Consider the following 24,009-nt stretch of genomic DNA (forward strand, 5'->3'; position numbering starts at 1 on the left):
CCTCGGGTAGCCCCTCGGGCCTACTCGGCCAGCGGAGGTCGCAGCCCCCGCTCCCTGAGGTGCGAGCGAAGCGAGCCACGAAGGGCCGGCGACGTCATCTCACCAGGCCTTCGAGGCTCGTCGCCATCGCTCCTCGCACAGCGAGTGGAGCGTTCAGTCCTCCGACGAATCCGCCTTCTTCGCGGCTGTCTTCTTCGCCGCGGTCTTCTTGGCGGTCGTCTTCTTGGCGGTAGCCTTCTTCGTGGTCTTCTTGGCGGCCGTCTTCTTCGCAGCCTTCTTGGCGGGGGCCTTCTTGGCGGCCTTCTTCGCCGCCTTCTTGGCCGGGCCGCGAGCACGACGATCGGCGAGGAGTTCCATCGCGCGCTCCGGCGTGATCGAGTCGACCTCGTCGCCCTTGCGCAGGCTGGCGTTGGTCTCGCCGTCGGTCACGTACGGACCGAAGCGGCCGTCCTTGATGACCATCGGCTTGCCGCTGACCTCATCGTCCTTGCCCAGTTCACGCAGCGGCGGCGCGGCGGCCTGCCGTCCGCGACGCTTCGGCTCGGAGTAGATCTTCAGGGCTTCCTCGAGGGTGATCTCGAAGAGCTGTTCCTCGCTGGCGAGGGACCGCGAATCGGAACCCTTCTTCAGGTACGGACCGTAGCGGCCGTTCTGCGCGGTGATCTCGTCGCCGGACTCCGGGTCGACGCCGACGACGCGCGGCAACGACAGCAGCTTCAGCGCATCCTCGAGGGTGACCGTCGAGATGTCCATCGACTTGAACAGCGAGCCGGTGCGCGGCTTGGGACCGGCCTTCTTCGCTGCCTTCTTGGCGGCCTTCTTCGCAGCCGGCTTGGTCTTGGTGGTGGTGCCGCCGCCCGGGGAGTCGAGCGGGACCACGTCGGCGTCGCCGGCATCGCTGCCGCCGGCACCGGGAGATCCGCCGTCGCGCGGCGTCGGACCCGCAGGGATGGTGATCGGGGCATCACCGTCGTCGTCATCGTCGTCGGACGGCAGGATCTCGGTCACGTACGGGCCGAAACGTCCTTCCTTGGCGACAATCTCGTGACCGGTCAGCGGGTCGACGCCCAGCGAGCGACCCTCCTGCGGCGTCGAGAACAGCTTCTCCGCGATCTCCAGGGTCAGCTCGTCCGGCGTGATGTCGGCAGGCAGGTTGGCACGCTGCAGATCGGGTTCGGCGTCGGCGTCGGTCTTCTTGTTCGCGTTGACGTCACGCTCGAGGTACGGGCCGAAGCGGCCGACGCGCACGTAGATCGGACGGCCCTCTTCGTCGTCGAAGAGCCGGATCGAGTTGACCTGGCGGGCGTCGATCTCCTCGAGGTTGACGCCGACGAGCTTCTTGAGGCCGCCGTACTGGGCGATCGCCGACGACGCCGAACGTGCCTCGGCGTCGTCGCCGGACCGCTCGTCGCCGAAGTAGAACTCCGTCAGCCACTTGGTGCGGTTCTCGTTGCCGGTGGCGATCTGGTCGAGGTCGTCTTCCAGGGTCGCGGTGAAGTCGTAGTCGACCAGACTCTCGAAATACGCCTCGAGGAGTCCGACCACCGCGAAGGCGATCCACGACGGGACGAGGGCGTTGCCCTTCTTCACGACGTAGCCGCGGTCCTGGATGGTGCCGATGATCGAGGCGTAGGTCGACGGACGGCCGATGCCCAGCTCTTCGAGCACCTTGACCAGAGACGCCTCGGTGAAACGGGCCGGCGGGTTGGTCGAGTGGCCGTCGGCGGTGAGCTCGGTCGCGGTGAGCGACTGTCCCTCGGTCAGCTGCGGCAGGCGATTCTCGGCGTCGTCTGCCTGACCGCCGGTCTGCTCGTCGACGGTCTCGACGTAGGCCGACAGAAAGCCGGGGAACGTGATGGTGCGGCCCGACGAGGCGAAGGTCGCGCGCTCGCCGGAGGAGGCGGTGCCCGCGATCCGCAGGCTCAGCGTGGTGCCCTTGGCGTCGGCCATCTGAGAGGCGACGGTGCGCTGCCAGATGAGCTCGTAGAGGCGGAACTCGTCGGCCTCGAGCTGACCGGCGACCTGACCGGGGGTCCGGAAGGTCTCGCCCGCGGGGCGGATCGCCTCGTGGGCTTCCTGCGCGTTCTTGACCTTGCGGGTGTACTGACGCGGCGTCGGATGGACGAAATTGTCGCCGTACAGCTCGCGGGCCTGGGCACGGGCGGCGTTGATCGCCGACTCGCTCAGGCTCGTCGAGTCGGTACGCATGTAGGTGATGAAGCCGTTCTCGTACAGCCGCTGCGCGATGCGCATGGTGCGGTCGGAGGTGAACCGCAGCTTGCGGCCGGCCTCCTGCTGCAGCGTCGACGTCATGAACGGCGCGTACGGGCGGCGGGTGTAGGGCTTCTCCTCGACCGACGTCACCGTCATGGCCGCGCCACGCAGGCCTGCGGCCAGGCTCTCCGCACGGTCGGCGTTCAGCACGACGACGCCGTCGGACTTCTTCAGTTCGCCGGTCGCCTCGAAGTCTCGACCGGTGGCGACGCGGGCGTCGTCGACGTTGACCAGACGTGCCTTGAACGTCGACGGGCTGGCCTCGGCGCCGGCGTCCATGGTCGCGGCGATGTCCCAGTACTCGGCGGACACGAACGCCATGCGCTCACGTTCACGCTCGACGATGATGCGCGTCGCGACGGACTGCACGCGGCCCGCCGACAGCTTCGGCATGACCTTTTTCCACAGGACCGGCGACACCTCGTAGCCGTAGAGGCGGTCGAGGATGCGGCGGGTCTCCTGGGCATCGACCAGGTCGATGTCGAGGTCACGCGGGTTCTCGGCGGCGGCGCGGATCGCAGGTTCGGTGATCTCGTGGAAGACCATCCGCTTGACCGGGATCTTCGGCTTGAGCGTCTCGAGGAGGTGCCAGGCGATGGCCTCCCCCTCGCGGTCACCGTCCGTGGCGAGGTAGAGCTCGTCGACATCCTTCATCAGCGACTTCAGTTCGCTGACGGTGGTCTTCTTGTCCGGCGAGACGACGTAGAGCGGTTCGAAGTTGTCGTCGACGTTCACCCCGAGACGCGCCCAGGGCTGTCCCTTGTATTTGGCGGGGACGTCGGCGGCGCCGCGCGGCAGGTCGCGGATGTGGCCGCGGGACGACTCCACCACATAGTTGGAGCCGAGGTAACCGGCGATCTTGCGCGCCTTCGTAGGGGACTCGACGATCACGAGTCGTCGGATTCCCCCACTAGAGCGGGATGCGGTGCTGGTCTCGGCCACCGGGGCGTCCTTCGGTTGACTGGGTGGAGAACCACCTGCGCGTTGAAACAGGTGTGTTCGATGGGTTTGTACCTTATGTATAGCGCCGTTTGCACATCTGAATTCCGTGTCGCGCTGTCAGATGTGACCCATAACGCGCTTCCAGTCAACGTTTTCCCAGGTCAGAGAATTCTCGTCGAGATCGCTAATGGATGTCCGCAGGTGGCCAATCCGGCACCGCCGCGGCATTCGGCGGCGGACCCACGTATTCGTGCAAACGAACGAGACGGCGGTGTCCGGCGATGCGAAGTGCAGGTGAATGGCCCCGCGTGCCGACCAGCGTGGGTGCGATCCCCACCCGCATCAGGGCGGTGGCGAGGGCTGCGTGGGTGTCGGGGGCGTGCGGATCGAGACCGAGCTGGTAGCGGCCCTCGTCGGAGTGGCCGGAGGCGATCACCCAGAGCCGCAACCCACGGTACGACGGAATCCAGCCGGCGGGCATCGCCTTGACCGCGCCGGCCGACCACGCCCGGTGCAGCGAGTCCAGTTCATGACTCGCGGCGGTGCGGGCCAGCGGGGTGCCCTCATCAGAAGTGGTGACCTCGGCGTCGAGACCGGAGGCCCGCATCTCCTCGACGATCTGCTCCGCGCGCCAGCGATCGCGGACGACGATCGAGACCCGCGTACCGGAATCCGAACGGACGGCCTGACCGTGCGCCGCGAGCAGACCCGCGAGATCGGAGTACGCGGGCTCCTCGGTCTCCGCGGAGAAAAACGACAACTGGCCCACAAATCGAGATTAGGTGGTCCGGGTCCGTGAAACCGGCCTTTCCCGCGGCGGTTCGCGGCGGCACTTCATCGGCCCCCGCAAAACAGACCGCTCCCGTCTCGACTGATCGAGACGGGAGCGGTTGTCGGCAATCTGCGTGAGCAGTTGCGCAGGTGGTCTCAGACCGCGCGAACGCCGGTGGCCTGCGGGCCCTTGGTGCCCTGGCCGACCTCGAACTCCACCCGCTGGTTCTCCTCGAGGGTGCGGAAACCGGATCCCTGGATCTCGGAGTAGTGGACGAACACGTCGTCGGAGCCCTCGTCAGGCGCGATGAAGCCGAAGCCCTTTTCCGCGTTGAACCACTTCACAGTTCCCTGTGCCATGTCTTGCAATCCTTTACATATCAACTGTCGCGACACGATGGGTCATCGCGTCGTGGCCGGTTGACCGCCATACCTCAAAGAGCCCCGCGAAGATCTGCTTCGATCCGCCAAACTAACCTCAGTACCACGGCTGCAACACGCTTGTCGCCCGCCTCGACGGGTTGCGAAAGCTGCGGCCGCACCCAGTCAATCATGTCCGGCCCAGTTGCGATAGTCGCATCAACCAAGATGAGCAAAAACCTCGCCAAACTTCAGCAGCACGACATCCGTCGGTAACATCCCGAACTCCCCAGACCTCCCGCGTCGACACCACTTTGAAGAGTTTCCTCCATAAAATGCAGTACTCCACATTCGGGACAGACCTCCTCGCCAGGTCCCTCGCAGGCACCGACCCCGACGAGTCCCCACTCACGCACCTGTCGGTAATCCCGTCGCGCCCTGCATCTTTCGCCGAGTGGCCGGAATGGGTGCCCCAAGCACTTCTCGACGCCTACGCGGACAACGGAATCGAACACCTCTGGACGCATCAGGCCCGCGCCGCCGACGAGGCATTCCGCGGTAATCATGTCGCCATTTGCACGGGCACCGCATCGGGTAAATCGCTGTCTTACCAAATGCCGATTCTTTCGACCTTGTTGAATGAAAAGAATTCGACAGCGTTATACCTGGCGCCGACGAAAGCTCTCGGCGCGGACCAGATCCGGTCGGTTTCCTCGGTCATCGCCGGGCGGCCGGAGTTCGGGCATCTGCAGCCCTGCGCCTACGACGGCGACACCGACCCCGAGATCCGGCAGTGGGCGCGCGTGCACTCACGGTGGATCTTCACCAACCCCGACATGCTGCACATCGGCATCCTCTCCCATCACGCCCGGTGGCGTCAGTTCTTCCGGCATCTTCGCTACATCGTCGTCGACGAATGCCACCACTACCGCGGCGTCTTCGGGTCGCACACCGCGCTCGTCATGCGACGGCTCCTCCGGATCGCCCGGGCGGCCGGCGCGAATCCGACGGTGATCGGCGCCAGCGCGACGGTCGCACAGCCCGCGGAGGCGTTGGGCCGCTTGATCGGCGAGCCCGCGGTCGCGGTGACCGAGGACAGTTCGCCGCGCGGTGAACGCACCGTCGCATTGTGGGAGCCGGACTTCCTGCCGGCGGTGACCGGCGAGAACGGCGCACCGGTCCGACGCTCCGCCGGCGCCGAATCCGCACGGCTACTGGCAGATTTCGTGGTCGAGGGTGCACGGACACTGTGTTTCGCGCGCAGCCGGCGCGGCGTCGAACTGACAGCGTTGTCCGCACGGAACCTGTTGTCGCAGAGTGCACCCGAACTCGAGTCGAGGGTCGGGGCCTACCGTGCGGGTTATCTCGCCGACGACCGGCGCAAGCTCGAGAAGGCGATCTCCGACGGCGAGCTGCTCGGTGTCGCGACCACCAACGCACTCGAATTGGGTGTCGACATCAGCGGATTGGACGCCGTCATCGTCAGCGGCTACCCCGGAACGGTCGCGTCGTTCTGGCAGCAGGCGGGCCGTGCCGGGCGCCAGCGAGAGTCCGGGGATTCGCTGGTGGTCCTGGTCGCCCGCGACGACCCGCTCGACACCTATCTCGTGCACCATCCCGAGTCGCTCCTCGGCAAGCCGGTGGAGGCCACTGTCACCGACCCGGCCAACCCGTACATCCTCGGGCCGCATCTGCTGTGTGCCGCCGCGGAGAAACCGCTCTCGGACACCGAGATCGACGCCTGGGATGCGCGGCCGGTGGCCGAAGATCTGGCGGCGGAAGGGCTGCTGCGCAAGCGGAAGTCGGGTTGGTACGTCGCCGCCGGCGTCGAACCGCACGCCGAGATCGACATCCGGGGCGGCATCGGCGGGCAGGTGCTGATCGTCGACACCACGACCTCGCAGGTCCTGGGCACCGTCGACACCGGACGTGCGATGTCCACGGTGCACCCCGGGGCGGTGCACATCCACCAGGGCGAGACGTACCTCGTCGACGAACTCGACCTCGACGACGGCCTGGCTCTGGCACATCCCGAGGACCCGGACTGGACCACCTCTGCACGCGAGACCACCGACATCTCGATCACCTCGGTCATCGAGAGCCGTGAGTTCGGTCCGCTGACCGTGGCCTTCGTCGAGGTCGACGTGACGCACCAGGTGGTCGGCTACCTGCGGACGCTGCGGACCGGCGAGGTCCTCGACGCCGTCGAACTCGACATGCCCGAGCAGACCCTGCACACCCGGGCGGTCATGTACACGCTGACACCCGAGGTGCTGGCCGAGGCCGGGATCGACGAGACGCGGCTGCCCGGGTCACTGCACGCAGCCGAGCACGCCGCGATCGGACTCCTCCCTCTCGTCGCGACATGCGACCGCTGGGACATCGGCGGCGTCTCCACCGACCTCCACCCCGACACCGGATTGCCGACCGTCTTCGTCTACGACGGGTACATGGGCGGGGCGGGCTTCGCCGAGCGCGGGCACTCCGCCTTCCTCACCTGGATCGACGCCACCCGGGACGCCGTCGCGAGCTGCGGATGCGAGAGCGGCTGCCCGTCGTGTGTGCAGAGCCCCAAGTGTGGCAACGGCAATGATCCGTTGGACAAAGATGGCGCAGTGGCCGTCCTCGAGCTGCTGTCTCGGCAATACTTGGCTCATGCATGACGAGGCATCCGATCGGGGGATCGGAACGAAGCGGGTGGTGACCCGGCCCTCGCGCGCCTTCTTCCTGCTCGCGCGGCCGACCCAGGACACCGACAACCTGCCGGCCTCCATCGGCGAACGCGATGTGTTCTTCTCCGAGGAGGCAGCACTCGACGCCCTCGACCTGCACTACGGGTGGTGCGCGGCCCGATCGGGCGGCTTCACCCCGGTGGTGACCACCGCGCAGTGGTACCTGCAGACCGCGATGATCGGCCCGCGGATCACCCCGTCGCTCGGCGAGGTGTACCTGGCTTCGTCCGACGCACAGTCCGGCGAAACCTGGGCTGCTGCAGGCGGGTTCCTGACCGAGGGCGAACTGATCCACTGGTCGTCGTTCGTGCGGGCGGTCCGACCGTGGATCCCGCTGAACACCGGAACCGAGGCCTTCGAGCTCGCCTACCGCGGTGACACCGACGTGCACTTTCACCAATTGTGGTTCGCCCCTATGCAATCGGTCCGGGTGTATCCCAAGCGGATCGTCGTCGACGAGGACAGTCGCGGGTAGGTCAGCGTCTGGTCGTGTCGTTCACGAGGCCCTGGTCGTACACTCTTTCCGCGCTAGGTCACTCGGACCCCGGCTAGGACGCGAACACCTCCTTGTACCTCTCTGCCTCAGACGGTTTGAGATCACCCGACACGCGGAGCAGCACATCTCCACGGACCGTGTCGTACTCCTGTCCGAGCATCGGGGCTCCCTTCAGCACCCGCTGGATGTAGTCAGCACGCGCTTGGGCTGATGCATGGTCTGGCCACTGTTCGACCATTGCCCCGCAGTCAACACCGATGCTGCCGTCCGGCGACTCGGGACAACCAACGCGCGAGTCCTCGATGACAAAGGCGGTCGTGTACCCGTTTGGGCGACCGATCAGATTGTTCGGGTCGTTGTCTTCGGTGATCTCAATCATTTTCACCACTTCGGGTATCGATGTCTTCAATCGATCGGCCAAGTCGGAGGCAGTCAGAGGTTGAGCTGTCATCACCCCGGGGAGTGCGGAAGCTTGCCGAGGAGCATCTTTCTCAGACGAGCATCCTGCGAGTAGTGCAAGTGCCGCGGCAGTGGCTACGAAGGCTCTAATCACGTCCGTAACCGTACGACGACCTGATCTGGCCGATCCCCAGACTCCGTTCTCTTGTCCGACGCGGGTAGCGCTCCCCCGTCACTCGACGGGCCCGGCCCGCGCCGACGCGGTGGCTGCCCGGACCCCGAAGCTGCCCAGGTCGGCCGGGACGCGCACCGAGACCAGCACGTCTTCACCGTCCGTCTGGCACAGGACCACATCGGCTGATGGTCGTTGCGCTGCAGCCACTGCACGCGCAGCGGTGCAGGGGTCGGACTCCCCCGCCGCATGGTCTGCGGCGGCCGCCAGCGCAGACAGGTCGGCGGCGGACTGTGCGCGGTGGCGGGCGAGCACGGCCGCGCCGACGTAGATCACCAAGACGAGAACCGCGGCGAGGGCGGCGATCGCGAACGCACCCAGCACCGTCGCATTGCCCTGGTCGTCGGCGACGAGACCGCGGATCACTCTCACGGTTCGACGCCGGGAGCGAAGACCACCTCGTCCTCGCCGCGTGGTTCCTTCGCGGCCACCGCCTGTGCCGACAATGTGAGCCCGGGCAGCAGCGGCACAGAGGTCCGCACCTGCGCGACGACACGTTCGCCCTGCACCGACACCGACACCACCGCCCGATCCCCCACCGTCCGCTTCGCGACCTCGCGCGCCGAATCGTCCCCCGCCGCCGTCAACCGCGCCGCCTCCCGCGCAGCATCGGTGCACCGGATCTGGGCCGTCACACCACCGATCGCGCCGACGGCGAGCAATACCGCGACGACGATCGCGGCGACGGCGTAAGCCGCCTCCACCGTCACCATCCCGTCGTCGTCGCGACCCAGCTGCACCAACCGAATCCGCCACGCGTGCACACACATCAGCCGACCGAGGTGTTGAGCGCCTTCCCGATGATGCCGGTCAACGCACTCACGATGTTGTCCCCGGTGACCACCGTGTAGAGGATCGCCCCGAACGCCGCGGCCGCGATAGTGCCTATCGCATACTCCGCCGTGGACATGCCGTCCTCGTCGGCGATCAACCGCAGGGCGTGCGCGCCCGCACGATCGACGAGACGGGAAAGGTTGTGGGTCATGGGTTCTCCTGTCGGGATGACGACCTTCCGAATTCCTGCATCACTTGGACGCACGGGAGCGCTGTTCGGATCCACCGGATTTCCGCCTCTGCAAACCCACCCCTTTTCGGCAGAATCACCACCTGAGAAGGGGCGGGTTTGCCGAAAAGGGGTGGCTTTGCGAGCCGAGACCGTTACCCTGGCGAACGGATCAGAGTCGAGTCACACGCTTGGTGGAATCGAATGAGCCTCAACCGAAACCTGATCACGTCGCTCGTCGCAGCAGTCGTCATCGTTGCCGGGATGATCGTTCCTCAGGTCGTGCTTCCGCGATCAGCTCTCCCCGAGGCAGGTGCAGCATCGCTCACCGCCCGCCTCGACAACGCGATCACGGCACGGATCGCGCAGATGGGGATACCCGGCGCGATCGTCAGCCTCTCGATCCCCGGCCGAGCCGAGTACGTGAAGGGCTTCGGCGTCGCCAACCCCACCGTCCCGGTGCCACTCACTCCCGACTTCCACTTCCGGACAGGCAGTGTCACAAAGACATTCACCGGGACAGCGATCCTGCAGCTCGCCGAACGCGGACTCGTCGACCTCGACGCGCCGGTATCGCGATACGTATCCGGCGTTCCCCACGGCGACGAAATCACCATCGACATGCTCGGCCGGATGCGCAGTGGTCTTGCCGAGTTCGCCGGCACCGAGCAGTTCGTCACCGCCCTCTATGCCGAATCACCAAAAGGACCGTGGGCATTCCCCTATCCGCCGCGAAAGGCGCTCACCGCCGCGTTCCGGCAGCCGATGTCGTTCCCTCCCAACGCCACCTACCAGTACAGCAACACCAACGCGGTGCTCCTCGCCCGCGTCGTCGAGAAGGTCAGCGGGATGCCCTTCGACCGCTACCTGCAGCGGCACATCCTCGGACCCGCCGGACTGTCGAAGACGAGCTACCCCGCCGACGGGTGGCTCCCGTTCCCCTTCTCCGGGGGCACCACCAAGGACGATCCGCGCAACCCCCGCACACTCGACGCAACCCTGTGGAACCCGTCGTGGAGCGACGCCGCGGGAAAGATCGTCTCCACCGTCGGTGACCTACGCAAGTGGACCCGAATGTTGAGCGGCGGAGCACTCTTGCGTCCGAGCACGCGGGAGCGTCGGGTCTCCAACGGCACTCCCGTGGCGCCCGGCGTCGACTACGCGTTCACGATCTTCGACGCCGACGGATGGGTCGGGCACAACGGTGAACTGCCCGGTTACACAACGGTGGCGGTGCACCTCCCGGAGCGCAACGCAACGCTCGTCGTCTCCGCCAATTCGGACCACCCGCAGCCCAGCCCGGCAGGTCAGATCGCCTACGACGTCACCCGGATCGCCACCCCGGGCCACGTGTACGAGCTGGGACCGCAACCCCCGCTGAGGGGCGCGGGCTGACTCTCTCCGCAAACCCACCCTTTTTCGGCAGGATCACCACTCGCGAAGGGGTGGGTTTGGCGAAAAGGGGTGGGTTTGCGGACAACTCAGAACGCGCCGAGCACTGTCGACGCCAGACCCACGACGACCGGCACGATCCCGAGACAGATGAACGCCGGGAGGAAGCACAGCCCGAGCGGACCGCTGATCGCGACGCCGGCACGTTCGGCAGCGGCCAGCGCGTCGTCGTGAGCGCGGCGTCGAACGTCGTCGGCCAATTCCGCGAGTCCGCTGGCCAGCGACGAACCGGCTCGGGCCGATCGCCGCGCCAGCGCTGCGAGGGCCTCGAGATGGTCGTCGCCCGATGCCTTTCCACCCGGCAGATCGTCGAGCAGCGCCGACCATGCCGCGTCCGGGTCGGCGCCGAGTTGCAACAGGTCGGCGACACGAACGAGCGGCCGGGCGAGCGATGGCGGGGCGCGCTCCGCGACGACCGACGCGGCGGCACCCACCGGCAGCCCCGCCCGCAGGCACACGGCGAAGAGGTCGAAGGCGGATGCCACGGCGAACGGGTCCTCACGTGGTGGGCCCGCGCCCAGCCATCTCGGTGAGCGGTCGGGGCCCGGCGGCGGGTCCATGACCCGATACAACCGCCAGCGCGGCGCGGGCCAGACCAACAGTCCCGCAGCCAGGGACGCCAGCGCGATGACCACCGGAGTCAACGGGCCAGCACCTTGCCGGTGATGCGTTCGGACCACGCGACTCCGGCTGCGGCCAAAGCGGTTCCGACCATCAGCAGGATGCCACCGAGACCACCCCCGAGGAGCACCCGGAGCGGCCCGGCGCCGGTCGCCTGGCCCAGTGCGATACCCAGCAGGGGCAGACCGGCCAACACCATCGCGGTCGCGCGTGGCCCCGACAGGCCGGCGCGGGTGCGGTCGGCGAACCCGCGGCGCGACCGTAGATCGGCCCGCAACGCCGCCAGCATGTCCACCATCGGTAGGCCGTACTGTTCTGCGGTCTGCCAGGCGACCCCGATCCGACGCCACGACGCGGCCCCCGACGCGTCGTCCGAGCCCGGTGCCGTGTCCGGATCTGCGACCGCCGACCCACCGAGCGCCGCCCGCGACGCCATCGCCTCGAGGCCGTCCGCGATCTCCGAACACCCGAGCCCGCCGCCGGACGTGCGCCGCCGAAGCTCGGCGACGGCGACCTCGCAGGCGTGGACCGGGGGCGCACCGACCGACAGTTCCGAGATCATCAGGGACAGCGCCAGCAGCAGGTCGTCCAACCGACGATCGAATCCCTTCTCCGCCCGCCGACGGCGCCGAATCCACATCACCAGGGTCACGACGATCCCCGCCGCAACCGCGGCCGAGAGTCCGCCCAGCACCAAGGCCGCCACCGGTGCACCTGCGGCGACCAGCGCCGTCGGATTCGACGATCGGGTGACTCGCGGCCTGCCCACGACGACCCGGAGACGGTGTCCGGCCCGTGGCGGCGACCACAGCAGGACGCCGAACCCGAGGGCCGCCAGCACCGGGGCCGACGGCGGGACCGCGGACATCATGCCGACAACCGCCGCGGACCGGGTGCGACCTCGGGTTCGTCGGCGGACGAGCTGTCGGGTGGTCGATGCCTGGCGAGCATCTCGTCGAAGAGTGGTCGGTGTTCGGTGAACCCCCTGTCGCGCAACCAGATCGGCACGATGTCGACTCTCCCGTCAAGAGCACGCCGTACGACGCCGATCTCGACGAGCCCCCGTGAACCGTCCGCACGGCGCGCGACACCGAGCACCATCTGCAGCGCCGCGCCCAGCTGGCTGTGCAACGCATCCCGCCCCATCCCACCCAGCGCGGCGAGGGCTTCCATCCGCGCCGGGACCTCGGAGGTCGAGTTGGCGTGCACGGTGCCGGCACTGCCGTCGTGTCCGGTGTTGAGTGCGGTGAGCAGATCGATCACCTCGCCGCCACGTACCTCGCCGACGACGATCCGGTCGGGCCGCATACGCAGTGCCTGCCGCACCAGTGTCCGCACCGGAACCTCGCCCACGCCTTCGACATTCGCCGCGCGCGCCACGAGCCTCACCACCTGGGGATGACGGGGTGCAAGTTCGAGAGCGTCCTCGACACACACGAGCCGCTCACACTGGTCCATCTCACCGATCAGCGCGTTGAGCAGTGTCGTCTTCCCGGAGCCCGTGCCGCCTATCACCAGGAAGGAGAAGCGGTGTCGGAGGATGTCTCCGATGGTCCCCACCACCTCGGCCGGGATGGCGCCGCCGGCGATCAGGCTCGGCAGGTCCTTCGACGCCGAACGCAGCACCCGCAACGAGATACAGGTGCCATCTGCGGCGAGTGGCGGGATGATCGCGTGGAGTCGCACCGTGTACCCGCGCCGGCCGACGTCGGACAGCTGACCGTCGACCCACGGTTGCGCGTCGTCGAGACGGCGCCCGGCGCTCAGCGCGAGGCGTCCCGCCAGCCGCCGGACCGATGCCTCGTCGGGAAAGCGGATCGTCGTCGGCTCGAGTCCGTGTCCGCGGTCCACCCACACGTCATCGGGGCCGGCGACGAGGATGTCGGCGATGTCGGGCTCGGCGAGTAGCGCCTCCAGCTTCCCGGCGCCGGTGAGCTCGGTTTGGAGGAATCGGAGTGCCGCAAGGAGATCGGTGTCGCCCAGGACACCGCCGGCCTCGGCGCGAATCGCTTCGGCGATGACCGCCGGGCTCGGCTCCGCGGCATCTGCGGCCAGTCGGGAACGGACGCGTTCGAGCAGCTCGTCGTCGGTTCGATCGGGCGTCACGCCGCCCTCCCCTGCCCGACCACCCTCGAGTGCACCGCTCGAGCCGCGCGGCCGAGTGGACTGCGGGGTCGGACACGGAGCGGTCCGCCTTCCAGCCTGACCGGAAGGCGCGGGTCAGGCCGGTACGCGGCGATCAGGGGGACCCCGATCGCGTCGGCGACCTGGGCGGGTCGCAGGCCACCTGGTGACGGACCCCGGACCACGAGTTCGACGGAGACCTCGTCACCGATGAGCCGGCCGACGACCCGGCGTGCCGCAGCGCAGCCACCGACCGAGGGAGCCGACACCAGCACGACGAGATCCGCCGACGCGATCGCCGTGCGGACGACCGGGGTGTCGGCCCGTGGGAGATCGACCACCACGAGATCTCCGTGCGTCCGACCCGCGTCGATGACCGCGGCGACCGCGTCCGGCCCCGGGCCCCGGGCCGGGAGGCGTTCCGAGGTCAACACCGCGAGACCGCTCTCCGCACGGGGCAGGGCGTGGTGCAACGCCGTGCCGCCGACGACTCCACCGTCCAGGGACAGGTCCTGCCATCGCAATCCCGGGCGTTGCTCGATTCCGAGCAGGAGGTCGGCACCGGGCGCGACGTCGTCGAGATCGAGCAGCAGGGTGGCCGAACCGTTCCCGACGCTGGTGAGCGCCACCGCAGCGGCCAGCGTCGATGCGCCGGCTCCACCGTGTGCGCCGATGACCGCAAGGACACCCGCAGGCCGCCGCCGCGGTACGCGGACCTCGGTCAGTGTCCTGACCAGGCGCTTCTCGTCCGACGGCAACGCGGCCGCGTCGGTGGCCCCCAGATCCATCGCCATCCGCCAGGTGTCGGCGTGCGGCTCCTCCGCACTGACGAGGATCAGACCGTCGCGACGAGGCGGATGTATCAGCGAGAGAACGGCGATCGCCGCCGGATCGGCCACCACGGCTCGGGTGGTCAGCCATTCGCGACGGCAGTCATCGGGTCGGCCGACGACCGTGCGATAACCGGCAGCAGCGGCGCAGCGGGCGACGTCGTCGTACAGCTCCGGGTCGACGAGAACGAGCAGATCATCGGGCATGACGTCGATGATGAGGCGCAGAAGGACCCGTACGAGGTCGGCGGGGGTCGCTGTGGAGATCTTCGGCGGGCTGTGGAAGGAATCCACAAGACGACGACCGCGCGCACTACAACTGGCTGTGCGAAAGGAATTCCTGGGGAGACGACCCCCAGATAGAAGACAACCCCGGCCAGGGGGGGAGGAGGCCGGGGTTGTCGCGTTTCAGCCCCGGGGGGTCGGGCTGAAAGGCGCCGGTATCAGAACCGGGTACCGACGACTATACACACGGGCTCGGATTCTTTGCAAGTACAACAATCGTTTTTCGCAAATGTCCGTTCTGATCTTCAGGATACCCCTGGTACCGATACGCAACCTCCCGACAAACGTATTTCCACAAGGAAAATTGCAGTTGGTAAATCTCGGACATCGCTGCCGGCCGGCCCGCGCCACGGGCACCCCGGGCGGCAGATCGTCATGACGAACCCGGCCTCGCCGGGAGGCCGGAACCCGCCTCTCGACACGCCGGCCGCAGCGCGTCGAGAGCTTTCCGCAGCCCACCAGATCCGCGGATGTATTTGCCCCGCACAGCTTCTCGTCAGTCTGGGGAAGTTGCTCGACATTTGGACCCGAATCACTTGATGTGACCGCGATCACGGTGTACAACAGTGGTACGGAAGTTCGGAGGGCCAAGCCCGATCCGGAAGAGAAGGACCGAGCCCCCACTCCCACACTTCCCAGCACGGGCGGCAAGCACCCACGCGGAGCACGCCGCATAGAGGCAAAAGCGTTGTGCGCCTGCGAAATCGCGGCCAGGAGAAACGACCGACACACTGATGCGCCAAAGCCTTCCCCCGCACGGTAGATAGCCCGGGGAGAATGGCCCTCCAATGGCAGCACGTGGACGGTACGGGCGACCTGACTCGCGTTCAATCGCCGAGGCGGTGACCACAACCCACCAAGCACGCTTGGTAACTTGAGTCCGTGCTACGCGGGCGGCAACCTCGTCGGTAACGACAGGGAGGCCGCCCGCAGTGTTGTCCGGGGTCGGTTCGAGCTATCCGGCCCGCGCCGCATCGGCAATCGATTTCGCCTCCGCCGCACCGGCTTCGAGAGCTTCGCAACAGAACACCAGCCAGTCCCGCAGCCCGTCCGGGCTCCCCGAGGCGAACGCCGCGGACAGCGTCCGATACTCCGCCGCGCGCTTGAACCAGGTGACCTCCGGGACCCCCAGACAATGCGGGTCGAGTCCCGTCGCCGCACCCACGAGCCGGGACGCGGCACGCGCGACCACCCCGTTCGCAGAGGGGAACGGCTGGAGCCCGAGAAGCTCGCCGTGCACCACCGCTGCGAGCACCGGCGCCGGCACCGACGTTGCACCGGTTATCAACTGCCCCAACAGATCGAGACGATTTGCCACATCCGTCTCAGGTCGCGGCCGGCCGAGCTCGTCCGGGTCCCCCACCAGGTCGGCGGCGGCGAGCGTGTGTAGCCGAGCGAAGGCCTGAGCAGGAGCGCGTCGGATCACGCCGGTGAGGGTCTCGAGCGATTCACCATCGAGAGCCTGCGACACGCGCATCGCCCCCGCGAGGATCGGGTCATCGAAGTCCCCGTCGCGGCGGAGCTCAACACTGCCGCCGTCGATCGCGGCCGACGACCGGCCCGCCCGCCACGAGGCCTCGGTGGCTGTCTTGTCCCATCCGCGCAGGTTGGCGGGGTGCCGGTGCACCGCGGACAGCGCGTCACGCGCCCGGTCGGCGGCGTCGGCCACGCCGGGGAGGTCCAACAGAGGAGCCAAAGGATCGTTGGTCACGCCCTGACGATAGTTGCGTGAACCCGTCGCGTGCGCCCCCGACCCCGCTCCGACCAGCTCCACGTCCACCGCTCTCGAACCCGGGCATCGATGTAGCCGCACGGTCGACAATCGAATGCTCCCGCAACCAACCATGACATCACTTATTGTTAGTGACGGTTTCGAATACGCGCTTTCATCCATTCTTTCGGTCGCCCGAACAAGGCGTTGGCCAAGCGTGGAGAATGGACGTCGACCGCTTGTCGCGACAGAGCCACCGCTCGTCGCGTATCGATCACGCTCGTCGGAGCACCGGTACCCCGTTGCAACGTGGCGTGACTACGCTCACACCAGCGATCCGTCATCCGATCGGGTCACCTTTACTGTGGGTTGACCCGCCGTCGAGAAGCGAAAGGCTCATGTCACTGATGTCCTCCACCACCGTCCAGGCGTTCCCGCCATCCGAAGAGTTCGCCGCGCAGGCCAACGCCAACGCCGAGATCTACGACCGTGCAGACGCCGACCGACTCGAGTTCTGGGCGGAGCAGGCGCGTCGACTCGATTGGGCCACCGATTTCACCGACACCCTCGACTGGTCGAACGCGCCGTTCGCCAAGTGGTTCGTCGGCGGCAAGCTCAATGTCTCCGTCAACTGCGTGGACCGGCACGTCGCCGCGGGCAAGGGCGACCGCGTCGCCATCCACTGGGTCGGCGAACCCGGCGACACCCGCGACCTCACCTACAGCCAGCTGCTCGCCGAGGTCAGTAAGGCGGCCAACTACTTCACCTCCATCGGCCTGCAGGCCGGCGACCGCGTCGCCATCTACATGCCGATGGTCCCCGAGGCCCTGATCTCGATGCTCGCCTGCGCGCGTCTCGGCCTCACACACTCCGTCGTGTTCGCCGGCTTCTCGTCGGGCGCCCTGCGCTCCCGCGTCGACGACGCCGAGGCCAAGCTCGTCATCACCACCGACGGCCAGTACCGGCGCGGCGAGCCCGCTCCGCTCAAGACCAATGTCGACGAGGCGCTGGGCACCGGCGACGACGCGGCGAAGTCGGTCGAGAAGGTCCTCGTCGTGCGCCGCACCAACCACGACCCCGACCTGAACTGGGTCGAGGGACGCGACGTCTGGTGGGAAGACACCGTCGAGCAGCAGTCCGACGTCCACGAGCCGGAGGCCTTCGACTCCGAGCACCCGCTGTTCCTGCTCTACACCTCGGGCACCACCGGCAAGCCCAAGGGCATCGTCCACTCCTCCGGCGGCTACCTCACGCAGGTCAGCTACACCTTCCATTACGTCTTCGACCACAAGGAAGGCCGCGACGTCTTCTGGTGCGGCGCCGACATCGGCTGGGTGACCGGCCACTCGTACCTCGTCTACGGTCCGCTCTCCAACGGCGCCACCGAGGTGGTCTACGAGGGCACCCCGAACTCGCCCAACGAACACCGCCACTTCGAGATCATCGAGAAGTACGGCGTCACCATCTACTACATCGCCCCGACGCTGATCCGCACGTTCATGAAGTGGGGCCAGCAGATCCCCGACGCCCACGACCTGTCGTCGGTCCGCCTGCTCGGCAGCGTCGGCGAGCCGATCAACCCCGAGGCGTGGAAGTGGTTCCGCGAGGTCATCGGCGGTGGCAAGGCCCCGATCGTCGACACCTGGTGGCAGACCGAGACCGGCGCCATCATGATCTCGCCGCTCCCCGGCGTGACCGCGACCAAGCCGGGTTCGGCGATGAAGCCGCTGCCCGGCATCAGCGCGAACATCGTCGACGACCAGGGCAACCCGGTCGGCGCCGGCGAACAGGGCTACCTCGTCCTCGATCAGCCGTGGCCGGCGATGCTGCGCGGCATCTGGGGCGACGAGGAACGCTTCCGGGACACCTACTGGTCGCGGTTCGCCGAGCAGGGCTGGTACTTCGCCGGTGACGGCGCCCGCTACGACGAGGACCACGCCCTCTGGGTCCTCGGCCGCGTCGACGACGTGATGAACGTGTCCGGCCACCGCATCTCCACCGCAGAGGTCGAGTCGGCTCTCGTCGGCCATTCCGGCGTGGCCGAGGCCGCGGTCATCGGCGCCGCCGACGAGACCACCGGCCAGGGCATCGTCGCCTTCGTCATCCTGCGTGAGGGTGTCGAGAACACCGGCGACGAGCTGATCGCCGAACTGCGCCAGCAGGTGTCGGTGGAGATCTCCCCGATCGCCAAGCCGCGGGAGATCAACGTCGTGCCGGAGCTGCCCAAGACGCGTTCGGGCAAGATCATGCGCCGCCTGCTCAAGGACGTGGCCGAGGGTCGTGAGCTCGGCGACACCTCGACCCTCGTCGACCCGTCGGTCTTCGAGGCGATCCGCTCCAAGAAGGCCTGACGCTCACTCCTCAGGGAGCAAGAAGATGCGCCACCGGTGAGGACTTCACCGGTGGCGCATCGGCCTTTCGGCGGACTTCCACCGGCATCTCGCCGGGTGGGCCGCCACCTCGTCCGCCCACGCATGGCAACATATGGCCATCAGCCGAACAACGGAGGATTCTGTGAGCCCCAACGAGCACGGCCTGCCCGAAGCGGGCCGGGACTCCGTCCCGTCGATCCCTCTCTCCGACGCGAACGCCGGTCCGAACGGTGAGCCGAGCATCGGGAGCCTGGTCAAGGACGCCACCGCGAGCGTCTCGACCCTGTTCCGGTCCGAGGTCGCCCTCGCCAAGGCCGAGCTCGTCGGTGAGGCCAAGAAGGCGGGCGCGGGTACGGGTCTGCTGATCGTCGCCGGCGTGATGGCGCTGTACTCCAGCTTCTTCTTCTTTTTCTTCCTGGCCGAACTGCTCGACGAGTTCGTGTGGCGCTGGCTGGCGTTCCTGATCGTCTTCCTGATCCTCGTCGTGGTCACCGTCATCGCGGCGTTCGTCGGCTACATATTCTTCAAGAAGGTCCGAGGACCGAAGAAGACGATGGAGTCGGTCAACGAGTTGTCGACCGTGCTGCCCAACCGCGGCCCCGGCCATCCGCAGGCCCCGGCGCACCCGAGGATTCCTCCCGCCCGCGAGGGATAGGTCGTGAGCGAGGCACCTGACCCGTCGAGCGTTCGTCTACCCGGCGACTGGGAGCACCTCGACGTCCGTGCCAACGGTGTCCGGTTCCACGCGGTCGAACCGGCGGGGGTGCCCGCCGGCGACCGGCCCCTCGTATTGCTGCTCCACGGTTTCGGCGAGTTCTGGTGGAGTTGGCGCCACCAGCTGACAGCTCTCACCGATGCCGGTTTCCGTGCCGTGGCGGTCGACCTCCGCGGCTACGGCGACACCGACAAACCACCGCGCGGCTATGACGGCTGGACCCTGGCCGGTGACACCAACGGTCTCATCCGCGCCCTCGGGCACACCAGCGCCACGCTCATCGGCCACTCCGACGGCGGCCTGGTCTGCTGGGCGACCGCGACCCTGCATCCCCGCGTCGTCGACCGGATCGTCGTCGTCGCATCCCCTCACCCGCGGGCACTTCGACGACGCGCACTGCGTGACCGGGATCAGCGGGCGCAGTTCCTCGACCTCTTCCTGCGCAATCAGATCCCGCGCGTCGGCGAACGGCAGATCACCCGCGACGACGCGGCGTTCATCGCCGACTACTTCGCGCAGCGATCGTCGTCGTCCTGGCGCTCGGAACCCGACTACGCGCAGACCGTCGACCTGAACCGGTCCGCGATGCTGATCCCCTACGTCGCGCACTGCAGTCTGGAGTACCGGCGCTGGGCGTTCCGCTCCCAGTTCCGGCCCGACGGGATGCGATTCATGGAGCTGATGGACCAACGGCTACACCTGCCGGTCCTCGCCCTCCGCGGCCGCGACGACCCGTACATCCTCAGCGACGCCATGGCCGACGGCCACCGGTGGGCGGCGCACCAGACCTACCGGCAGATCGAGGACAGCGGACACTTCGTGCACCAGGAGCAGCCCGCCGCGGTGACCGAGGCGATCCTCGACTTCCTCCGAACCGAACCGGAGGCGACCAACGACGTCGCCGCCAAGAAGGCGCGGCGGATCAGGCCAGCACGCACCTCTTGGTACTCACCCGCTCGCTTCGCCGCTCGGATTCGTCGAAGTCGGCGCGCACCTGACGGGCGGTGAGCACGAAGCCGGTCTCGTCGGCCGCGTTCTCCGCCGCACCGAACACGACGCCGAGCACCTCGCCGTCCGAGTTCAGCAGCGGCCCACCGGAATTGCCCTGCCGGATCGATCCGCGCACGGCGTAGACCTCGCGCGTCACCTGGCCGGTCCGGTAGATGTCGTCGCCGGTGTGCATGAACGTCGACCGGACACGCAGCGGGCTCACGTAGAACGGTCCGGCCTCGGGAAAGCCGAGCGCGATGGCGTCGTCGCCGGTCGAGGCCGGCCGCGAGGCGAACTTCAGTGCGGGCGCGCGGAGGCCGGGGACGTCGAGGACGGCGATGTCGGTGTCGCTGTCGAAGAGGACGACCTTTGCGGGCAGCCGCGCCCCGGTGGAGGTCTCGACCTCGAGCCGTTCGGTGCCGGCCACGACGTGGGCGTTGGTCATCACGCGTTCGGGCGAGACGACGAAGCCGCTGCCCTCGAGGGCCTGACGACAACTGGGCGCCACACCCTCGATCTTGACGACGCTCGGACGCGCCTGACGGACCACGGGCAGGTCGGCCAGTGCCGGGTCGGGTGCATCGACGTTCGTCGACGGCGTGCTCTGGAACGGGAACTTCGGCAGTCCAGAACTGTCGAGAAGCGCCTTGAAGTCACCGGGCAGATCGTTGACCCACTGCGGCGACAGCACCTCGACGCCGGTCAGCACCTTGGAGTCGCGAACAGAACCGGCGATGGCCGGGTCGGCGGACTCGCGCAGCGGGATCGCCAGCAGTCCGGCGGCCAGCAGCACGGCGACGACCTGCAAGATCGAGCCCACGCCGCTGTCGACGGCTCGTAGTCCCGGCGAGCGGATGCCGCCGCGGGCGGCCCGCCCCAGCACCATGCCGGCCACCTCACCGATGACCACCAGCACGACGAGGACGACGATCCCGACGAGCACGCGGACCTGTAGGTCGTCGAAACGCTCGATCAGATGCGGCGCCAGGAGCAGTCCCGCGACCGCACCGAGCGCGACGCCGATGAACGCGAGCGCCGAGGCGACCGCACCCGACCGGTAGCCGCTGATCGCGGCGAGGAGCGCGATGCCGATGACGATGACGTCGACCCACGCGGACCCGGTCATCAGCTCGCCCCGGGTCCGGCGTCGGGGTCGGTCGTGCCGTGCGGATGGACCGCGCTGAATCCCGACTCCTGGCGGTTGCCTGCGAGCTCGATCATCTCGTCCAACGGCCGGACATCGTTCTTGTCCCACGGTCGGTCCCAGCCCGACGCGTCGCTGATGGCGGCGATGAGTCCACCGGTGAAACCCCAGACCAGCAGGCCGTCGACGAAGAAGGCCGGTCCCTGATAGAGCCGTCCGCCCATGACCGATCGGCGCACCTGGAAGCGGTTCTCGGGAGCGAGGAGTTCGCGGAGGTTGATGCGGTCGACTCGGGCGGTCTCACCCGGGTCGACGACACGCACCTCGCTCGGCTCGCGCCAGTAGCCGATCACCGGCACGACGTCGAAACCCGACGGCGGAACCGGGAAGGTCGGCAGGTTGGCCACGATGTGTACGCCCGACGCGTCCAGACCGGTCTCCTCACGCGCCTCGCGCAGCGCGGTGCCGACCGGGAAGTCGTCGCCCGAGTCGGCCGCACCTCCTGGGAACGCGACCTGCCCGCTGTGCTGACGCAGGGTCGACGCACGTTCGGTCAGGAGCACCTCGGCGTCGGCGGGCACACCGCCGGGATGATCGTCGGCGGCCTCCCAGGAACCGGAGAACAGCACCAGGACCGCGGCCGCACGGCGGTCGCGACGGAACATCTGGGCCCACCGGGTCCGGTCCCCGCCTCGATTGTTGACGCTCTCGGAGACAGCATCGACATCGCCGGTCAGGGCGTGCAACCACGGCGGGATCTCGTCAGGGTGCACGAGCGGGCCCACGTGCGGGTTACTGCGCGGGTCGTCGCTCATACGGTCACGCCCAGGTATTCCTCGACCGCATCGGCGATCTCCTGCGGACTGTCGAACACGCCGGGGTAGACCTTGGCGATCGTGCCGTCGGGACGCAGGAAGACGGTCGACGGGAAGACCCGCGGTGCGGTGATGGCGGCGGCCACCCGGCCGTCGGGATCGAGCACGGACGGCAAACGAACTCCGATCTCGGTGAGCAGGGTCAGCGGGAAGAACGGGTTGGTCCCGCCCTCCTTGGCGTGGAGTGCCAGCACCGTGACCCGGTCGCCGGCTCGGGCCGCGAACTCCTCGAAGTACGGCAGCTCGGTCTTGCAGGGACCGCACCACTGCGCCCAGACGTTGACGACGAGCGGCCTCCCGGCGGTGGCGGCGCCGAGGTCGTATGGCGCGCCGGTCCCCAGACATGGTTCGACGATGCCGGCCAGCACCGAGTCCGGGTTCTCCGGCAGGCCCGTCACCGGGCAGTCGGCGAGCTTCGCGTCAGCGCGTGCCTGTGCCACGCGGGCCTCGTCGACCGGCGCGTCGAAGGGACGCGCGCCGCTGGCCGACGGTGGCGCACCGGTGGTCGGCGACGGGGCGTCGCCGCGCGGCCAGATCGCGACGATGAGCGCGATCATCACGATGACGAAGACGAGGGTCCAGCGCGCGGCGGCCGGGAAACGAGGGGACGGCGGTGCGGGAGGTGCGGGGGAATCGGCGGGTTGCGGCGTCGCCGGCTCGGTGGCGTTGTCGTTCACGGGGCGGCGAGTCCCGCCAGTCGGAGCAGGTGCTCGGTCTCGGGGCCCTTGACCAGTGCGGCGGCCTCGGCCTTGTCCATCGGGCCGGTGCCCACCGACGGGCAATCCTTGGCGAGGACGCAGACCCCGCACGCCGGTTTGCGGGCATGGCACACGCGCCGGCCGTGGAAGATCACGCGGTGGGACAGGTCGGTCCACTCCTTGCGTTCGATCAGCTCGCCGACGGCGTGCTCGACCTTCACCGGGTCTTCTTCCTCGGTCCACTGCCAACGTCGGACGAGACGACCGAAGTGGGTGTCGACGGTGATCCCGGGGACCCCGAAGGCGTTGCCCAGGACGACGTTGGCCGTCTTGCGGCCGAAACCGGGCAGCGACACCAGGTCCTTCAACTTGTTCGGGACCTCCCCGTCGTACCGCTCGACGAGGGCCTGGCCGAGTCCGATGATCGAGTTCGCCTTGTTCCGGTAGAAGCCGGTGGAGCGGATCATCTCCTCGAGTTCGGTCCGGTCGGCCTCGGCGTAGTCGCGGGCCGTGCGGTACTTGGCGAAGAGCGCCGGGGTGGTCTGGTTGACCCGCACGTCGGTGCACTGAGCCGACAGGATGGTGGCGACCGACAACTCGAGCGGGTTCGTGAAGTCGAGTTCGCAGTAGACGTGCGGGAACGCGATCTTGAGGGTGCGGTTCATCCGGCGCGCGCGTCGGACCAGCCCGAGGTGGGTCTCCTGCTTGCGAGCCGGGGCCTCACCCACGGACGCAGCCTTACGTGCGCTCACGTGATTCAGGTTAGCGATGTCCTGCACGAACTCCGCTCACCACGGCTGCGGGTGGCCGTGCCGAACCGGCCCGTCGCACCCATCCCTGCAGGTCAGAGATGCCGGAGGTGGTCAGGTGTGAGCTACCCGGCTCTGCCGGCCGAAATGAGGGCCGCAACCTACGGTCAGGTAACAAGTCAGTGACGTCGCCTTGTCCGATGAGGATTCTGCGGGGTGTTTTGTGTTTACTTG

General features: G+C 68.0%; 22 protein-coding genes. 6 read left to right on the forward strand and 16 right to left on the reverse strand.

Going from position 1 to position 24,009, the window contains the following annotated elements; genetic code table 11:
- Window positions 1-153: 153 nt before the first annotated feature.
- From topA to LQD00_RS03105, 3 genes are all read right to left on the reverse strand, one after another.
- On the reverse strand, window positions 154-3,216 hold the full coding sequence (gene topA, locus LQD00_RS03095) for a type I DNA topoisomerase (protein ID WP_232715626.1): 3,063 nt from the start codon (window positions 3,214-3,216) through the stop codon (window positions 154-156).
- Between the two features lie 184 nt (window positions 3,217-3,400).
- Entirely contained in the window at window positions 3,401-3,985 is a 585-nt protein-coding gene (locus tag LQD00_RS03100) for a hypothetical protein (RefSeq protein ID WP_232715627.1), read from the reverse strand.
- A 158-nt stretch (window positions 3,986-4,143) separates the two neighbouring features.
- A complete protein-coding gene (locus LQD00_RS03105; RefSeq protein WP_004022110.1) occupies window positions 4,144-4,347 on the reverse strand; it encodes a cold-shock protein in 204 nt (67 codons plus the stop codon).
- 335 nt (window positions 4,348-4,682) lie between these two features.
- On the opposite strand from LQD00_RS03105, the gene LQD00_RS03110 reads away from it, so the two are divergent.
- Both LQD00_RS03110 and LQD00_RS03115 read left to right on the forward strand, forming a co-directional pair.
- Window positions 4,683-7,010: a DEAD/DEAH box helicase gene (locus tag LQD00_RS03110; RefSeq protein ID WP_232715628.1), complete on the forward strand. Its 2,328-nt coding sequence runs from the start codon at window positions 4,683-4,685 to the stop codon at window positions 7,008-7,010.
- On the forward strand, window positions 7,003-7,554 hold the full coding sequence (locus LQD00_RS03115) for a hypothetical protein (protein ID WP_006866625.1): 552 nt from the start codon (window positions 7,003-7,005) through the stop codon (window positions 7,552-7,554). Before LQD00_RS03110 ends, LQD00_RS03115 begins: the two co-directional genes overlap by 8 nt.
- A 73-nt stretch (window positions 7,555-7,627) precedes the next feature.
- On the opposite strand, the gene LQD00_RS03120 is transcribed toward LQD00_RS03115, so the two are convergent.
- From LQD00_RS03120 to LQD00_RS03135, 4 genes are all read right to left on the reverse strand, one after another.
- Entirely contained in the window at window positions 7,628-7,954 is a 327-nt protein-coding gene (locus LQD00_RS03120) for a hypothetical protein (RefSeq protein WP_232715629.1), read from the reverse strand.
- Window positions 7,955-8,206: 252 nt separating this feature from the next.
- On the reverse strand, window positions 8,207-8,578 hold the full coding sequence (locus tag LQD00_RS03125; RefSeq protein ID WP_232715630.1) for an Rv3654c family TadE-like protein: 372 nt from the start codon (window positions 8,576-8,578) through the stop codon (window positions 8,207-8,209).
- Window positions 8,575-8,976 (reverse strand): TadE family type IV pilus minor pilin, encoded by a 402-nt coding sequence (locus LQD00_RS03130; protein WP_232715631.1) that lies wholly within the window; start codon window positions 8,974-8,976, stop codon window positions 8,575-8,577. Before LQD00_RS03130 ends, LQD00_RS03125 begins: the two co-directional genes overlap by 4 nt.
- Window positions 8,976-9,191 (reverse strand): DUF4244 domain-containing protein, encoded by a 216-nt coding sequence (locus tag LQD00_RS03135; RefSeq protein ID WP_232715632.1) that lies wholly within the window; start codon window positions 9,189-9,191, stop codon window positions 8,976-8,978. Before LQD00_RS03135 ends, LQD00_RS03130 begins: the two co-directional genes overlap by 1 nt.
- 222 nt (window positions 9,192-9,413) lie before the next feature.
- On the opposite strand from LQD00_RS03135, the gene LQD00_RS03140 reads away from it, so the two are divergent.
- Window positions 9,414-10,604, forward strand: a complete 1,191-nt coding sequence (locus LQD00_RS03140) for a serine hydrolase domain-containing protein (RefSeq protein WP_232715633.1) — start codon at window positions 9,414-9,416, stop codon at window positions 10,602-10,604.
- 86 nt (window positions 10,605-10,690) lie between these two features.
- On the opposite strand, the gene LQD00_RS03145 is transcribed toward LQD00_RS03140, so the two are convergent.
- The 5 genes from LQD00_RS03145 to LQD00_RS03165 form a co-directional block, all read right to left on the reverse strand.
- Window positions 10,691-11,305 carry a type II secretion system F family protein gene (locus tag LQD00_RS03145; RefSeq protein ID WP_232715634.1) on the reverse strand — a complete coding sequence of 205 codons (615 nt, stop codon included), beginning with the start codon at window positions 11,303-11,305 and terminating at the stop codon, window positions 10,691-10,693.
- Complete coding sequence (locus tag LQD00_RS03150; protein ID WP_232715635.1) at window positions 11,302-12,153, reverse strand: type II secretion system F family protein; 852 nt, start codon at window positions 12,151-12,153, stop codon at window positions 11,302-11,304. Before LQD00_RS03150 ends, LQD00_RS03145 begins: the two co-directional genes overlap by 4 nt.
- Window positions 12,150-13,388, reverse strand: a complete 1,239-nt coding sequence (locus LQD00_RS03155; protein WP_232715636.1) for a TadA family conjugal transfer-associated ATPase — start codon at window positions 13,386-13,388, stop codon at window positions 12,150-12,152. Before LQD00_RS03155 ends, LQD00_RS03150 begins: the two co-directional genes overlap by 4 nt.
- A complete protein-coding gene (gene ssd, locus LQD00_RS03160) occupies window positions 13,385-14,443 on the reverse strand; it encodes a septum site-determining protein Ssd (protein WP_232715637.1) in 1,059 nt (352 codons plus the stop codon). Before ssd ends, LQD00_RS03155 begins: the two co-directional genes overlap by 4 nt.
- Before the next feature lie 1,033 nt (window positions 14,444-15,476).
- Entirely contained in the window at window positions 15,477-16,232 is a 756-nt protein-coding gene (locus tag LQD00_RS03165; protein WP_232715638.1) for a Fic family protein, read from the reverse strand.
- 407 nt (window positions 16,233-16,639) lie between these two features.
- Between LQD00_RS03165 and acs the strand changes: the two genes are divergently transcribed.
- From acs to LQD00_RS03180, 3 genes are all read left to right on the forward strand, one after another.
- On the forward strand, window positions 16,640-18,583 hold the full coding sequence (acs, locus tag LQD00_RS03170; protein ID WP_232715639.1) for an acetate--CoA ligase: 1,944 nt from the start codon (window positions 16,640-16,642) through the stop codon (window positions 18,581-18,583).
- A 163-nt stretch (window positions 18,584-18,746) separates the two neighbouring features.
- On the forward strand, window positions 18,747-19,259 hold the full coding sequence (locus tag LQD00_RS03175) for a phage holin family protein (protein ID WP_232715640.1): 513 nt from the start codon (window positions 18,747-18,749) through the stop codon (window positions 19,257-19,259).
- Window positions 19,260-19,262: 3 nt separating this feature from the next.
- On the forward strand, window positions 19,263-20,327 hold the full coding sequence (locus LQD00_RS03180; RefSeq protein WP_232715641.1) for an alpha/beta fold hydrolase: 1,065 nt from the start codon (window positions 19,263-19,265) through the stop codon (window positions 20,325-20,327).
- Here LQD00_RS03180 and LQD00_RS03185 read toward each other — a convergent pair.
- The 4 genes from LQD00_RS03185 to nth are packed head-to-tail and all read right to left on the reverse strand — an operon-like array spanning window position 20,242 to window position 23,805.
- Window positions 20,242-21,435, reverse strand: coding sequence for a MarP family serine protease (locus LQD00_RS03185; protein ID WP_232715642.1), 1,194 nt, complete (start codon window positions 21,433-21,435; stop codon window positions 20,242-20,244). The genes LQD00_RS03180 and LQD00_RS03185 overlap by 86 nt on opposite strands.
- Window positions 21,435-22,268, reverse strand: a complete 834-nt coding sequence (locus LQD00_RS03190; protein WP_232715643.1) for an NUDIX hydrolase — start codon at window positions 22,266-22,268, stop codon at window positions 21,435-21,437. The genes LQD00_RS03185 and LQD00_RS03190 overlap by 1 nt, the downstream gene beginning before the upstream one ends.
- The gene (locus LQD00_RS03195; RefSeq protein WP_232715644.1) at window positions 22,265-23,005 is read right to left on the reverse strand and encodes a TlpA family protein disulfide reductase; all 741 of its coding nucleotides are present in this window, start codon (window positions 23,003-23,005) and stop codon (window positions 22,265-22,267) included. The genes LQD00_RS03190 and LQD00_RS03195 overlap by 4 nt, the downstream gene beginning before the upstream one ends.
- Window positions 23,002-23,805: an endonuclease III gene (gene nth, locus LQD00_RS03200; RefSeq protein WP_232715645.1), complete on the reverse strand. Its 804-nt coding sequence runs from the start codon at window positions 23,803-23,805 to the stop codon at window positions 23,002-23,004. The genes LQD00_RS03195 and nth overlap by 4 nt, the downstream gene beginning before the upstream one ends.
- Between the last annotated feature and the right edge of the window lie 204 nt (window positions 23,806-24,009).

This window comes from Gordonia metallireducens (assembly GCF_021245825.1).
Taxonomy (GTDB): Bacteria; Actinomycetota; Actinomycetes; order Mycobacteriales; family Mycobacteriaceae; genus Gordonia; species Gordonia namibiensis.